The 15,673-nt window shown below is 40.2% G+C and carries 8 protein-coding genes; 6 read left to right on the forward strand and 2 right to left on the reverse strand.

Annotated elements, in window-relative coordinates; all coding sequences use genetic code 11:
- The first annotated feature begins 38 nt into the window (after positions 1 to 38).
- The 6 genes from GJ691_RS01410 (at position 39) to GJ691_RS01435 (ending at position 11,560) form a co-directional block, all read left to right on the forward strand.
- Complete coding sequence (locus tag GJ691_RS01410; protein WP_154363015.1) at positions 39 to 1,895, forward strand: 2-oxoacid:acceptor oxidoreductase subunit alpha; 1,857 nt, start codon at positions 39 to 41, stop codon at positions 1,893 to 1,895.
- Positions 1,896 to 1,897: 2 nt separating this feature from the next.
- Positions 1,898 to 2,908, forward strand: a complete 1,011-nt coding sequence (locus tag GJ691_RS01415) for a 2-oxoacid:ferredoxin oxidoreductase subunit beta (protein WP_154363017.1) — start codon at positions 1,898 to 1,900, stop codon at positions 2,906 to 2,908.
- 377 nt (positions 2,909 to 3,285) lie between these two features.
- Entirely contained in the window at positions 3,286 to 6,150 is a 2,865-nt protein-coding gene (locus GJ691_RS01420) for a TIM-barrel domain-containing protein (protein ID WP_154363019.1), read from the forward strand.
- Between the two features lie 37 nt (positions 6,151 to 6,187).
- Positions 6,188 to 8,425 (forward strand): beta-glucosidase, encoded by a 2,238-nt coding sequence (locus tag GJ691_RS01425; RefSeq protein ID WP_154363021.1) that lies wholly within the window; start codon positions 6,188 to 6,190, stop codon positions 8,423 to 8,425.
- Between the two features lie 93 nt (positions 8,426 to 8,518).
- The gene (locus GJ691_RS01430) at positions 8,519 to 10,774 is read left to right on the forward strand and encodes a tetratricopeptide repeat protein (RefSeq protein WP_154363023.1); all 2,256 of its coding nucleotides are present in this window, start codon (positions 8,519 to 8,521) and stop codon (positions 10,772 to 10,774) included.
- A gap of 129 nt (positions 10,775 to 10,903) precedes the next feature.
- A complete protein-coding gene (locus GJ691_RS01435) occupies positions 10,904 to 11,560 on the forward strand; it encodes a hypothetical protein (RefSeq protein ID WP_179954992.1) in 657 nt (218 codons plus the stop codon).
- Positions 11,561 to 11,630: 70 nt separating this feature from the next.
- On the opposite strand, the gene GJ691_RS01440 is transcribed toward GJ691_RS01435, so the two are convergent.
- Together GJ691_RS01440 and GJ691_RS01445 are read right to left on the reverse strand one after the other, a co-directional pair.
- Positions 11,631 to 13,307: a helix-turn-helix domain-containing protein gene (locus tag GJ691_RS01440; protein ID WP_154363025.1), complete on the reverse strand. Its 1,677-nt coding sequence runs from the start codon at positions 13,305 to 13,307 to the stop codon at positions 11,631 to 11,633.
- A gap of 173 nt (positions 13,308 to 13,480) precedes the next feature.
- Positions 13,481 to 15,673 carry an acylase gene (locus tag GJ691_RS01445; RefSeq protein WP_154363027.1) on the reverse strand — a complete coding sequence of 731 codons (2,193 nt, stop codon included), beginning with the start codon at positions 15,671 to 15,673 and terminating at the stop codon, positions 13,481 to 13,483.

Consider the following 15,673-nt stretch of genomic DNA (forward strand, 5'->3'; position numbering starts at 1 on the left):
GAAAAATAATAGAACTCTTCCTAGAAAAATAAAATCTTATGATTACAGCTATAGAAAAGAAAAAGCAAAAAGTTTTAGAAGCCGTAGTTATCCGTTTTGTTGGTGATTCTGGAGACGGTATGCAGTTGACCGGTACCCAATTCTCCGATACCTCCGCAATGTTCGGTAATGATGTATCTACATTTCCGAATTATCCTGCTGAAATCAGGGCCCCTCAAGGTAGCTTATACGGCGTTTCAGGTTTTCAGGTACATATTGGTAGTGTTGAGGTCAACACCCCTGGCGACAATGTAGATTTACTCGTTGCTATGAACCCTGCAGGCCTTAAAACAAATCTACATGCCTTAAAACCGGGTCATACGGTTATTGTGGATACGGATTCCTTCACGAAAAAAAACTTGGAGAAGGCCCTTTACGAAAACAATCCTCTAGAAGATGGCAGTCTGGCAAACTATAGGGTAATTGAAGTCGCCATGTCTTCATTGACAAAAGAGGCCTTGAAGGAAGTGGATGGACTGGACAATAAAGCCATTACCCGTAGCAAGAATATGTTCGCCTTGGGAATGGTTTATTGGATGTACGGTAGATCTAGGGAACATACTATAGACTTCTTTAATACAAAATTTAAAAAGAAACCTCAGCTCATCGAAGCCAATACCAAGGTCTTGAATGCAGGCTTCTATTTTGCCGAAACTTTGGAATTGATTCCAAACGCATATACCATAGCCCCTGCCAAAATGAGGCCTGGCACCTATAGGATCATTATGGGAAACAAAGCCACTGCATGGGGATTTTTAGCGGCTGCGGAAAAATCCGGACTGGAATTATTCTTGGGTTCATATCCCATTACGCCCGCATCAGACATTTTGCACGAATTGGTAAAACACAAACACTTTGGGGTAAAGACTTTACAGGCCGAAGACGAAATTGCGGGCATAAGCTCTGCAATTGGAGCTTCTTTTGCCGGTGATTTGGCCATAACAACTACTTCTGGTCCCGGATTGGCCTTAAAGGCTGAGGCCTTAGGACTCGCCATGATGATAGAATTGCCTTTGGTCATAGTGGATGTACAACGTGGTGGACCTTCTACAGGTCTACCGACAAAAACGGAACAGTCGGACCTATTACAGGCCATGTACGGCAGAAACGGAGAGAGCCCGATTATAGTTATTGCGGCAAGTACCCCGGCCAACTGTTTCGAGTATGCCTATGAAGCGGCTAAACTTACCTTGGAACATATGACACCGGTTCTACTCTTGACCGATGGTTATATTGCCAATGGATCGGCCCCATGGAAAATACAATCCGTTACCAATATGCCGGAAATAAACAACAACCTTATCAAAGAGGCCAGTGAAAATTGGCATCCATATGACCGTGATGAAGAAAGTTTGGCAAGAAATTGGGCCATTCCCGGCACATCAGGATTGGAGCACAGGGTCGGAGGATTGGAAAAAGACCGTGTTTCGGGCAACGTATCTTACGTTCCAGAGAACCACGAATACATGACAAAAATACGAGCCGAAAAGGTGAAAAGGGTACAAAACTATATTCCGGATATTACAACGGAATTTACTGATGAAGGCGATCTTCTGGTTGTAGGCTGGGGAGGAACCTACGGTAGTTTACATTCCGCTGTGAAGGAATTGAACGAAGACGGGTATAACACTATCGGACTCGCTCATTTCAACTATATTAACCCCTTACCGAAAAACACCAATGAGGTCTTAAAAAAATTCAAGAAAATAATCGTCTGCGAACTCAACAGCGGACAATTCGTAAATGTATTGAAAATCAATTGCAGTGAATTCGACTTCCTACAATTCAACAAAATACAAGGCCTGCCATTCGCAAATAATGAATTGGTAGAAAAGTTTAAATCTTTAGTGAAATAAATATGGAAACAGCAGTAAAAGAATATACATATAAAGATTTTGCAAGTGACCAGGAAGTAAGATGGTGCCCTGGTTGTGATGACTACGTCATTTTACGATCCATGCAGAAGGCACTTCCTGAAATGGGGGTGAAAAAAGAAGATGTCGTATTTATTTCAGGAATTGGGTGTTCTTCCCGTTTCCCTTATTATATGGATACTTATGGCATGCATAGTATTCATGGTAGGGCCCCGGCCATTGCAACAGGTGTAAAATTGACCAATCCCGAATTAAGCGTTTGGGTCATTACAGGTGATGGGGATTCCATGGCCATTGGCGGCAACCATTTCATACATGTATTAAGAAGGAATATTGACCTAAACATCGTTTTGTTCAACAATGAGATTTACGGACTTACAAAAGGACAATTCTCCCCGACCTCATTAGTGGGTCAAAAAACGAAATCATCACCTTACGGAAACACACAACCCCCGTTTTCCGCTGGGGAACTGGCCTTAGGGGCACAAGCTCGATTTTTCGGAAGAATATCCGGGAACACCCCTAAAGAAATGACCCAGATTTTTATCGATGCCGAAAAGTTCAAAGGTACCTCCCTGATTGAAGTACTTCAGAACTGCCCAATATTTAATGATGGGGCATATGCTAAATATACCGATAAGGCGATTCGCGCCGACCGAACCCTATTTGTAGAACATGGCCAACCCATGATTTTCGGAAAAGACCGGGATAAAGGACTTGTTCTTAACGGTTTGAAATTAGAGGTTGTGACCATTGGTGAAAACGGAATATCCGAAGCTGATTTACTGGTACACGATGCCAAGGAACAAGACCCAACGTTACATCAAATGTTGGTACGTATGGAATACCCTTTGGTTACAGGTATCATTAGGGCTTTTGACGACGTTACTTTGGAAGAAAGGGAAGATGCCCTTACCGCACAGGTGAAAAAGGATTCGAACTTCAAAAAAACCGATGACTTATTTTTCTCAGGAGATATTTACAATGTTTTTTAAGTAGTAACATTAGATTATAAAAATCGGACAACCTCAATAAAATATTCCCGTTCATGGGAATATTTTATTGAGGTTTTTTTTGTTCAACATAATTATTTCAACTTCACTGCCCTTAAAAGGCAAAAAATACGATATCACCGTTTTCATACATTCCTCCTAATTGGCCATTACCAAATTATGGTTTCAACATCTCTTGCATGGGTCTAATTTTCATAAGACCTGTTCCTAAAACCAATGAACACTATTTCAACATTCTACCTAAATACCCATGAATAGAGCCGATTAATGAGTAAATTTACACCAAGTATATTTCACTTTTATCGCACGGAAAATTGCTCCACGGAATATTCTCAATGAACCATAAACCAACCAATACTATGAAGAGAACTACAATCTACCAAGCACTTCTTGTTGTATTACTGTTCGTATCATGTTCTCCAAAACAGTATGAAAAAACCGCAAATGGCATAGTTCTGGAATTTGATCAAAATGATGATACGGAAACAAAAAAACTACTTGTCAGTGTTCTAGGAGAAGAATTGATTCATGTATCCGCCTCACCTGAAAAAGAATTCCCCAAGGATTCCAGTTTAATCATTGTCCCGAAAAATTCAACTGTACCTTTTACCGTTGATGAGCAAGGGGACTCCATACTTTTGGCCACCAAAAAATTGAATGTTCTGATTTCAAAAATAAATGGTGGTATAAAATTCAAGGATAAAGATGGGAATCTCATTCTATCGGAAAAAGCTGGTGGTGGAAAAACATTCATTCCCATAGAGGTTGAAGGAACAAAAGGATTTACAACTCGTCAAATTTTTGACTCACCAGAGAATGAGTCTTTCTATGGTTTAGGGCAACATCAATCAGATGAATTCAACTACAAAGGGAAAAGTGAGGAATTATATCAATACAACACTAAGGTTTCAGTTCCCTTTATCGTTTCAAATAAAAATTATGGTTTATTATGGGACAGTTATTCTCTAAGTAGATTTGGAGACAGCCGACCTTATCAACAGTTGGGTGCCATTTTCAAATTATATGATAAAAATGGTGAGCCCGATGATTTAACAGGGACATATACCTCCAGCGATAATAACACACAAACTTTGGTGCGTAAAGAGCCTTCCATTTTCTTTGAGGATATAAAAAGCATTAAAAATTTGCCCCAAGATTTCCCGTTAAAAAATGCCCATATAACTTATGAGGGTGAAATTGAGGCTCCGGAAACCGGAGAATTTAAATTCATTTTATACTATGCCGGATATACCAAGGTATATCTCAACAATGAATTAGTAGTACCGGAACGATGGCGCACCGCATGGAACCCTAATAGCTTTAAATTTTCATTCAACATGGATGCCGGCAAACGAGTCCCAATCCGAATCGAATGGAAACCGGACGGGGGAACATCGTATTGTGGATTGCGGGTTAGAAAACCACAACCTCCCAATGAAAAGAACAATCAGGTTTGGTGGAGCGAAATGGATAAAAAATTGGACTATTATTTCGTACATGGAAATTCTATGGACGAAGTAATCAAAGGTTACCGCACACTAACCGGAAAATCACAGATTATGCCCAAATGGGCCATGGGATACTGGCAAAGTCGGGAACGTTACAACACCCAAGATGAAATTTTGGGAGCCCTTAAAGGTTTTAGAGATAGAAAAATTCCAATTGACAATATAGTTCTAGACTGGAACCACTGGGAAGAAGACCAATGGGGCAGTCATGAGTTCGACAAAAACAGATTCCCCGATCCTAAAGAAATGGTTGATTCCATTCATGCCATGAACGCAAAAATGATGATTTCCGTTTGGCCTAAATTCTATCAAAATACCGAGCATTTCAAAGAATTCGACGAAAAGGGCTGGATGTACCAACTCGCCATAAAAGATAGCATTCGGGATTGGGTGGGCCCTGGTTATATAGGGTCGTTTTATGACCCCTATGCCGCTGGGGCCAGAAAATTGTTCTGGGAACAGATTTATGAGCACTATTACCCCTTGGGCATAGATGCTTGGTGGATGGATGCCAGTGAACCCAACGTTCGTGATTGTACCGATATGGAATACCGAAAAGCACTGTGCGGACCAACAGCCTTAGGACCTTCTACGGAGTATTTCAATACATATGCCCTCATGAATGCCGAAGCAATATATAACGGTCAGCGCAATGTAGCTCCCAATAAAAGGGTCTTTTTATTGACCAGATCGGGATTTGCAGGCTTACAACGTTATTCCACAGCTACCTGGAGCGGCGATATAGGTACGCGTTGGGAAGATATGAAAGCCCAGATATCCGCAGGTCTTAATTTTGCTGTCAGTGGTATCCCGTATTGGACCATGGACATTGGTGGTTTCTGTGTAGAAGACCGCTACGTAAGCGCCCAAAAACATTATGATGAAAATGGCAAGGAAAATGCAGATTATAAAGAATGGCGCGAATTGAATACACGTTGGAACCAATTTGGGGCCTTTGCCCCGTTGTATAGGTCGCACGGTCAATTCCCTTTTCGGGAACCATGGCATATTGCCCCAGAAGGTCACCCAGCATACGAATCCATGTTGTATTATACCAATTTAAGATACAGGCTAATGCCCTATATCTACACTTTGGCAGGAATGACCCATTTTAATGATTATACCATAATGAGGCCTTTGGTAATGGATTTTCCTTTGGACAAAAAAGTAGAGCATATAAGTGACCAATTTTTATTTGGCCCATCGATTATGGTAAGCCCTGTTTATGAATATGAAGCCCGTAATCGCGATATTTATTTCCCTCTAGGTTCAGACTGGTATGATCTATATACTGGTGAGGCTATACGCGGAGGTCAAACCCTGAATGTAGATGCCCCATATGATCGTATTCCATTGTATGTAAGCTCAGGATCCATCATACCTGTAGGCCCGGAAATTCAGTACACCGATGAAAAACCTGCTGACACCTTGATCATTTATATTTATAAAGGCAAGGATGGTAAATTTACTTTATATGAGGACGAAGGTGTCAATTATAATTATGAAAAAGGTAAATATTCAAAAATCGAATTTACATACAACGATAGTAAAGGAACACTATCCATTACAAAAAGACAGGGAACATTTGACGGTATGATAAAGCATCGAAAATTTATATTTGTCACTGTGGGTAAAGACCATCCAAAATCTTTTATAAATAACACTGAAGGTAATACCATCGAGTATGATGGAACAGCACAAACCCTTAAATTATAATATCAAAGCAATTATCAACACAAACAATATTTAAACAATGAAAATAAATTTGATCGTTTTGTCACTGGCAACACTAATACTATTTAACATTTCATGTAAAGATGCGACAAAGCTAACCAAGGATGTAAAAACCGAAAAAACACTATTCCCAAGCGAAGAAATCTCCTTGGACAACGAAACGAAAATTGACGCTCTCATTGCCGAAATGACTTTGGAAGAAAAGGCGGGAATGCTGCATGGGAGCAGCAAATTCGCCACAGAGGGTGTAGAGCGTTTGGGTATCCCAAAAATGAATATGACAGATGGCCCCTTGGGCATTCGCGAAGAAATATCAAAAGATAGCTGGGCACCTGCAGGCTGGGACAATGACTTCGCCACATATTATCCTGCAGCAGGCAGTGTTGCCGCAACTTGGAATCCTGAACTGTCTTACAAATTCGGGAACAGTGTTGGGCAAGAAGCCCGGGCCAGAGACAAAGACGTACTACTTTCACCAGCGATCAACATTATCCGAACACCACTAGGAGGGCGCACCTATGAATATTTTACCGAAGACCCTTTTTTAAATAAAAAGCTAGCTGTTCCTTTTATTGTAGGTATACAGGATAATGATGTTATGGCCTGTGTAAAGCACTTTGCGGTAAACAACCAAGAAACCAACCGCGATTTTGTCGATGTGAATACCGATGAACGCACTTTACGTGAAATTTACCTCCCTGCATTTAAGGCCTCTGTTCAAGAAGCCAATGCCTATAGCGTAATGGGAGCCTATAACAAGTTCCGTGGGGATTTTCTTTGCGAGAACGATTATATGCAGAATAAAATCCTAAGGGATGAATGGGGTTTTAAAGGAATCGTGATTTCCGATTGGTCCGCCGTTCATTCCACCGTAAAAACGTTAGTTAACGGTTTAGATATTGAAATGGGAACCCGTAAACCGGCCAATGAGTTTTTCTTGGCAGATAAGTTAATTGCAGCGTTAAAGGACGGGGAAATTTCCGAAGAAGAAATAGACAAACATATTCGAAGAATCTTAAGGGTCCTTTTCCAAGTTAAGGCCATAGACGGCACCGATAGAACAGAAGGAAGTTTGGCCACGGAAGAGCACTACAAAGATGCCTACGACATTGCCGAAGAATCCATTGTATTGTTAAAGAACGAAAAAAACTTATTGCCCCTGCAATTAGAAGGAATCAATTCAATTGCCGTAATAGGCAATAATGCCACTAAAAAGAATGCCTTGGGCGGTTATGGTGCCGGAGTTAAAACAAAACGCGAAATAACCCCATTAGACGGACTCAAAAATAGACTGCCGGAAAATATTAAGATCAATTATGCTGAAGGATATTTGGAAAGGTATTCCAAGAACGATAATGACCAAAAGATAGAAGTTACACTGAATACCCCAACTACCATTACCGAATTGGATCCAGAGAAACTTAAGGAAGCATTGGAAGCAGCTAAAAAGTCGGATTTAGCCATTATCTTTGCGGGATCCAACCGAGATTATGAAACCGAAGCCTCTGACCGTAAAGACCTTTCCCTTCCTTTTGGACAGGAAGAATTAATACAAAAAGTACTGGCGGTTAATCCTAATACTATCGTGGTAATGATAGGTGGTGCCCCTTTTGACCTTAATACGATCAAAGAGAAATCATCATCACTTATCTGGAGTTGGTTCAATGGCTCTGAAGGAGGCAATGCTTTAGCCGATGTTATTTTAGGTAAAGTAAATCCTTCCGGTAAATTACCTTGGACCATGCCCAAAAGAATCGAAGATTCCCCCGCTCATGCCACAAATAGTTTTCCAGGTGATGAGTCGGTTACCTATGAAGAAGGGATAATGGTAGGCTACCGTTGGTTCGATACTAAAAATATTGAACCATTATACCCCTTTGGTTTTGGTCTTTCCTATACTGATTTCGAGTTTTCCAATATTTCTACCAACAAGGATTCTTATTCAGAGGATGAGGACATCCAAATAAATTTAACAATCAAAAATACTGGAATCCGCGACGGGAAAGAAGTTGCCCAAGTTTATGTTTCACACCCAGGATCATCTATTGAGAAGGCTGCCAAGGAATTGAAAGGATTCAAAAAAGTCTTTATAAAAAGTGGTGCTACCCAAGATGCCATAATAAGCATTCCCGTTAAGGAATTGGCCTATTACCAAGTATCGACAAAAAAGTGGGTTGTGGAAAAAGGAACGTATATCTTGAAAATCGGAAACTCATCTAGAAATATTCTAGGGGAAGTTTCAATCAAAATAAACTAGAAAAGTCAAGTTATGTAAATTCGAAATTGATTGAAAATCCCAAAACAAAATTAGGATTTACATTATTTCTTTTCTTCAATAGTATGCTTTACAATGAACATTTTTTTACGCATAATTACAATACTCGCCCTAATAGGTTTTATATCCTGTAAAGAGGACAAAAACCCGGAGTACGTTGAAATTCCCCCTGAAAACCTGGGCGATATTTTTGCATCGACCGATCAGATTCCCGATGCTGATTTTTTGGGGGATGATGCTTGTAAAAAATGTCATGCCAAAGAGTATAAAGATTGGGAAGGGTCCCATCACGATAAAGCTATGCAATTGGCCAACAGGGAAACCATATTGGCCGATTTCAAAGGAGAAAAATTCACAAGTCAGGGGGTTACATCAAGGTTTTATACCAAAGGAGATGATTTTTTCGTGAATACGGAAGGCCCCGATGGAAAGTACCATGAGTATAAAATAATCTATACTTTCGGGCTTACCCCTTTACAACAGTATATCGTTGAATTTCCAAAAGGCAGATACCAATGTCTTAGAACTGCGTGGGACTCAAAAAAGAACAAATGGTTTGACCTATACCCCGATTTTAAGGTAGTTCACTCAGAATGGTTGCATTGGTCCCGGGGCGGACTTAACTGGAATACCATGTGTTCCGATTGCCATTCGACCAATGTTAGGAAGAATTACGATCCGAAGACCAAATCCTTTGACACCAAATATGCCTTGATCAATGTTAGTTGTGAAGCCTGTCACGGACCTGGAAAACAACATGTAGATCAAGCTACCCGACTAGGGGAGAATTACAAGGCCATGGGTACCATGCAGATGACCGCAAAAACGAAACCCAAAGAACTGGTGGATCAATGTGCCAGATGCCATATGCGCAGGGAACAAATCTCGGAACAGTTCAATTTCGAGGGGACTATGCTAGACCATTACTATCCTCAATTAATTAACGACAGGTTCTATTTCACCGATGGCCAAATTCTGGATGAAGATTATGTCTATGGTTCCTTTGTACAAAGTAAAATGTACCAGAATAATGTAAAATGTTCCGATTGCCATAATTCACATTCCCTTGAATTAAAGTTTAAAGGAAACGACTTATGTGCCCAATGCCATTTTCCTGATAAATACGATACTCCAGAACATCATTTTCATGATGCTGATTCTGAAAGCGGACAATGCATAAACTGCCATATGCCCGGGCGTTATTATATGGTTAATGATTTTAGAAGAGATCATAGCTTTAGGATCCCGAGACCCGATTTAAGCCTAAAATATGATACCCCGAATGCCTGCGTTGGCTGCCATAAGGACAAGGACAATGAATGGGCCTGGACAGCTTTCAAAGAACAGTACGGTGAGCCGGATTATGAACACTTTTCCGAATTATTGGCACCGGGCCTTCACGGCGACCCAGATGGTAAGGAAGCCCTTTTAAAACTAATGCATGACACCCTTCAGCCTGAGATTGCACGGGCATCCGCGATAAACGGAATTCAATATTATATCAATGCGAACGACCTGAACGACCTAATGACCTTTTTAGAGGACTCCTCCCCTATGGTCAGAGGTGCAACCCTAGACGTTTTAAGCAATATCAACACAACGGAATATGCCAGTTACCTATACCCTTTATTGAAAGACCCAAAAAGATCGGTACGTGTTAAGGCCTTTTATGCCCTGGGTGACCTAAAGGAAAATCAAATTCCGGCATCCTATAAAACAGTATATACCAGAGTGAAGGAAGAATTTACCTCCTACTTGAACGCTACTTCCGATTTTGTTGGGGGATTGGCAAAAAAAGCCAGTTATTACCTTAAACAAGGCGACTTGGCACAGGCAATAGTAAACTATGAAAAAGCATTGGAAATGGATCCCTTGAACAATATGGTCAGAACCAGTTTGGCCAATCTTTATTATAGAAATGGAGAAATGGAAAAAGCTGAAAGTGCATTTAAAACCATAATAGACCAAGAACCGACATACGGCCCAACTTATTATTCTTTAGCCCTTTTATTGGCCGAACAAGGAAGAAATAAAGAAGCGATTTCTGAGCTTGGGAAAGCCATTGAATATATGCCACAAAACATGCGGGCATATTATAATCTGAGTTTACTTTATGACAAGGGAAATGAACGGGTTAAAGCCAAAAATACATTGTTGAAAGGACTGGAAGTTGCCCCCACAAATGAAGACTTATTATACACCTTGGCATTTTTCTATTCTAAATATGGGGAAACCCAGAAAGCTAAAGAAATTGGCGAACGACTGATTCAATATTACCCAAATAATTCAAATTACAAGGCATTCATGCAACAATTGCAAGCCGTAAATTAAACCCTTTCGATAATCTATCAAGATAAATATCACACATACCGATTAACAACTTAACGAAATTAACAGGCCTTTAAGTCCCTATGGCAGGGTAATTGCTATCTTTATTCCAAAATTTACGGTATAACAACAATGAAGATAAGGCCTGTACTATTTTTTGCTTTTTTAGTGATGCTGTCTTTGAACATGGCCGCACAGACCGATATTCCAAATACCACCCCTTTGGAAATAGGTGCCATAACCACCCCTGACAACAACAATAATACATCGCAAGGAGCTGCGTTGAACATTCCATCGATTATCGACCCAAAACCAAATTTTAATCTTAGGGACTCATTGACGACCGTACCGGTTAATATGAATCTTGATAATGGAATGCTACAAGCAGGCCATGATTTGAAGATCGATCCAAAAGTTGGCCGTTCGGAACAACAGGGTGGATCAAAAGAAAAATTCGGGGATCAATATTTGGGAGATATCAAAAACAATGGAAAATTTGTAGGTATCGTTTGTCGTGACCATGAATATGTTGATGGTGACCGGGTAAAAATCTCAATGAACGGCGAAATCGTAGACTACAATGTGCTTTTAACCGCCAGCTATAAAGGAATAAACGTAGACTTGGAAAAAGGTTTTAACCGTTTGGATTTTGAAGCACTTAATGAAGGATCCGCCAGCCCTAATACCGCACAAGTAGATGTTTATGATGATCTAGGCAACCTTATTTACTCTAACAAATGGCTATTGTCAGAAGGCTCTAAAGCTACTTTGATAATTACAAAAGAGTAGTCTTGGGCAGTCCTTGATTCACGAACCATTGGTAATTAGGTTACAGCGCTCACTGCAAAACACATTTCTTTCATTTACAAAAAGCCAATGCCAATTTAATATCCTCATAATCAACTTTTCCATTGAGTGCAGCATGTAGCGGTTTTAAACTTGTGGAATCCTCTTTTAGTTTCTTTTTGGCTTTCGCGACCTTTTCAATTAACTCGGCATCCGGTTTGTAAAAATCAAGATCTTCGTTCGGAAAATCTTTTCGCAATCGGATTAAATGACCAGCAATGGTCCCTTGTGACAATCCACGTTCTTCTGCGATTTTTTCCAATAGCATTTTTTGTTTTAGATATCCCAAGGTAACTTCATAGGTAGATTGTTTTTTTACCTTCTTCCCATTCAGTTTTTTGGCGTGTTTTTTTATTTCCTCAATATTCGTAAGTCCACCACAGGCCTTTATAAAATCCATCGTTTCCACTTCCAAAGATTCAAAATCATTCTCGTCATCTACGATTTGTGAAAGTTCCTGAAAACGTAAATCGGCCTTAAGCGCCAATCCATCAACCTTTAGGGCCATTTCATTAAATCCTGAAAGTTGTAAATTTTCAATATCCCTTAATCGGGAAAGTGCAACATAACCCTGCCCTCTTTCAAAGGTTTTCGATAGATCTATCAATGCGCTGTCCAGAGTCATACCCTGACATTTATGAACGGTAATGGCCCATGCCAATCGTAGCGGTATTTGGTCCAAGCTTGCCAACACCTTTCCAAAATCGTCATGTATGCCCCAAGTCTCTTGTTTTACGGTTATTCGCTTTTTATCGAATGTCATTACAATAGGGAATCCCTCGTCAGTAAAATCGATAACCGTGCCCAAAGTACCATTTACATAGCCTTGCTCAGGATTGTTGCGGACGAACATGACCTTAGCATCTATCTTTAACTCAAGAAGTTCATGGGCCAAAACGGATTTCTTCAAAGTCTCTACCAACTTTTTATTGCCTTTGGTAGAGGCCTTGAACTTTCTGACACGCCCTGTCAATTTATCGAGTTCTATATTATTCAGCTGGTCTACATCGGCATTATGGGTAAACAATTTGGTCGGTGTTTCCTTTTTATCCAAAACATTTGTCCCCGCTTTTTTTAGTAGTTCTATACTCCGTGTCGAAATAGTTGCTGATCTAATCTCACCTAAGATTCCGTTTAGGACATTATCTTCTTCTTGGCGATATTGCTCGGTCAAATAACAGATTTTTAAATCTGCAGAAAGCCATGCCTGGGACATGAACGAAAATTTGTCCTTACTTTTCTCATCGTAATTTCCAATAGGAGGTAATTGGAAAAAGTCGCCGCATAAAACAATCTGAATACCCCCGAAAGCCCGATCGTCCTCTTTAAAAAAACGAAGCACCTCATCGACCATATCCAATTGGTTTTTATGCAACATTGAAATCTCATCAATGATAAGGATCATGGACTCTTCCAAATGTTTTTTAAGATACTTCTTCGTACGCATTGTCACCAAATTGGCCCTAGTTAATCTTTCCTTAATGCCAAATCCCGCCCATGAATGTATGGTCATTCCGTTCATATGGGTAGCGGCAATCCCCGTAGATGCGGTAATTGCTACAGGCACCTTACGCTCCTTTAAATAAGAGATATATTTATTGAGCACATAAGTCTTTCCCGTACCGGCAGAACCTGTAAGGAAAACATTTTTGCCCGATTTTAAAAGAGCCAGCGCTTTTTCTTGTTGCATTATAGTCAGATTTGAACTACTTCTTAATAAGCGATTTTTGACGTATTCATTTTTTGAAGATATCCATTAAATCACTAAAAACAAACCACTTTATACATTTGTATTGTCTACGGTCGATTTCTATATTTCGTATCTAGCTGTATTCATAACAATTCCTTAGATAAATACGGTGATTACCTCTTTTCACCTGGCTTATAAGTCTCTTTTGAGTTCTTCAATACATCAGCCTTATAAAAAGAAACCTCTTTGAACTGCATATCAGCATACCGTTGGGCCTGATCATTGAAATGAGGCGAATTGGGATCACCACTCTGCCCACCGGCCAAAATACTTTTGGCCTTTACCTTTTCACCAAATTCCACTACGGCAACAAAACTATTGCCCCGTGTACCATATATTTTCTTGGTATTATTGGTATACCTAGCCCCGTAAGCCGCCAATGCCCCCCAACGTCCGGAGGCGAACCCGATCGGAATACTGGGTTTAGCATCATCAAAAGGTTGGCGAATAGCTCCATTAATTCGTTGATAACGGTTCACTTCTCCCCATGGCATTTCCCAAGTACCAAAATCTTTTTCCAATCCAGATATCACAGAATCGAATAGGTTCAGAATTTCCTCTTTCGGAACGTACTTTTTTAATTGATCGAACAATTCCATTTGAGTAGGTTTGTTTTCCATCATAACCGAACTTCTCCAATTCAAAACTTCAGTACCGAAATAATGGGCCAAAGTCATGGCTTTTGATTCTTTAGATGTTTTAAAATCCCACTTGCGAAAAACATCAATAGCTTCCCCTAGACCAGGATGTTTTTCTTGCTGTTCATCATAAGTCTTAATCAAGGCCGGAATCAATTTCTCAAAAGCGGGTAAATAAGGATCATGGGCTAAATCGATCAAGCTGTCCAAAGTAAAGTCTTTTTTATCCTTTAAAAGGTTTATGGCGTGTACGCCTCGAAAGTTCTCCCGGTCAATTGACATATAATCGGGATAATTTTCTTTTTTAGGACTAAACTCCATCGCAGCCGTAAAAGGTGTTGAATTACAATTTTGAAGCCAACCGTTTTCAGGATTAAGCAATAGGATATTCTCATCTACGGTATGCAAACCTTGCCAATCGGTTTTAGGGTTACTACCATCAACAGGCCGTGAATAATTAAATCGCGTATCTCGTTTAGGCACGAAATTACCATGAAAATAAGCAATGTTACCTTCTGCATCGGCATAAACGGTATTGTTGGATGAGTTGGTTCTAATATCCATCATTTCCCGAAAGCCTTTATAACCATCCTGTTTGGTTCTGATATAGGATTGCTCCAAGGCCTTGACCGGTTGCCACATCATGGCAGAGGCCGTCCATTGCCCAGCAACCATGTGGGTAATAGGGCCATGGTGCGTATGATATGCTGGAAAGGTTTTCTCCTTTATGGCATCGCCCTCTTTATATTTCAAGGTTATCCCGGATTCCTTTACGGACCGCAATTCTTCCCCATATTGGTAAAGGAGGTTGTCATCGATTTTAACAATAGACTCCTTAAATTCGTCCATTACATCGGTATAGGTAGAGGTATGCATCCAACCAGTTTTTTCATTAAAGCCTTGATAAACGAAAAATTGTCCCCATGTAACCGCGCCGTAAGCATTGAGTCCTTCTTCACTGACCACATGTACTTCACCCCGAAAATAAAACGAGGTATGTGGATTAATAAGAAGCATTGCATTACCGGATTTTGTCAACTTCCCTGAAATGGCTATTCCGTTAGAACCCTGTGGTTCGGCCATTTCCTTTTCCTTTTTTATTTGCAGTTCCTCTGATTCGGGAATCTGCATACCGCTTTCATAAAAGGCCTTTATTTTTGAAGTGGAAATACGTTCAATATCACCTCCGATAGAACCTTCACTGAAATACATAGGCATCCATGGTTCAAAATGGGTCAATAATCTAGGTTGCACTTCTGGGTGTGTATGTAAATAATAATTTATTCCATCGGCAAAAGCATCACATAGTTTCTTTAACCATTCCGGACTATTCTCATAATTGGCCTTGGCCTCTTCTTCGGTCATGAACAATTTGGCACGAAGGTCACTATAAAGGGCATCTTTCCCCTCTATTTCGGCCAATCGGCCAGTGGCCCAAATATAATTTTGCTCCACACGGTTAAAATCATCCTCGCATTGTGCATATAACAAACCGAAAACAGCATCGGCATCGGTCTTACCATAAATGTGGGGAACCCCAAAGTTATCGCGTATAATCTCAACATTAGTCGCTTGCGCCTCCCACCTTTCCAATTCGGTATCGTTTCGATTTTCTGTCTTACAAGCCACAATCAAGATACATGACAACAAGCAAATAATTCTTTTCAT

It is taken from the genome of Maribacter luteus (genome assembly GCF_009674825.1).
GTDB classification, from domain to species: domain Bacteria; phylum Bacteroidota; class Bacteroidia; order Flavobacteriales; family Flavobacteriaceae; genus Maribacter_A; species Maribacter_A luteus.

What these genes read in the sequence shown, in the direction of transcription:
- GJ691_RS01425 (WP_154363021.1), top strand. Translation starts at nt 6,188, where the DNA reads ATGAAAATAAATTTGATCGTTTTGTCACTGGCAACACTAATACTATTT.
- GJ691_RS01435 (WP_179954992.1), top strand. Translation starts at nt 10,904, where the DNA reads ATGAAGATAAGGCCTGTACTATTTTTTGCTTTTTTAGTGATGCTGTCT.
- GJ691_RS01440 (WP_154363025.1), bottom strand. Translation starts at nt 13,307, where the DNA reads ATGCAACAAGAAAAAGCGCTGGCTCTTTTAAAATCGGGCAAAAATGTT.
- GJ691_RS01445 (WP_154363027.1), bottom strand. Translation starts at nt 15,673, where the DNA reads ATGAAAAGAATTATTTGCTTGTTGTCATGTATCTTGATTGTGGCTTGT.
- GJ691_RS01410 (WP_154363015.1), top strand. Translation starts at nt 39, where the DNA reads ATGATTACAGCTATAGAAAAGAAAAAGCAAAAAGTTTTAGAAGCCGTA.
- GJ691_RS01415 (WP_154363017.1), top strand. Translation starts at nt 1,898, where the DNA reads ATGGAAACAGCAGTAAAAGAATATACATATAAAGATTTTGCAAGTGAC.
- GJ691_RS01430 (WP_154363023.1), top strand. Translation starts at nt 8,519, where the DNA reads ATGAACATTTTTTTACGCATAATTACAATACTCGCCCTAATAGGTTTT.
- GJ691_RS01420 (WP_154363019.1), top strand. Translation starts at nt 3,286, where the DNA reads ATGAAGAGAACTACAATCTACCAAGCACTTCTTGTTGTATTACTGTTC.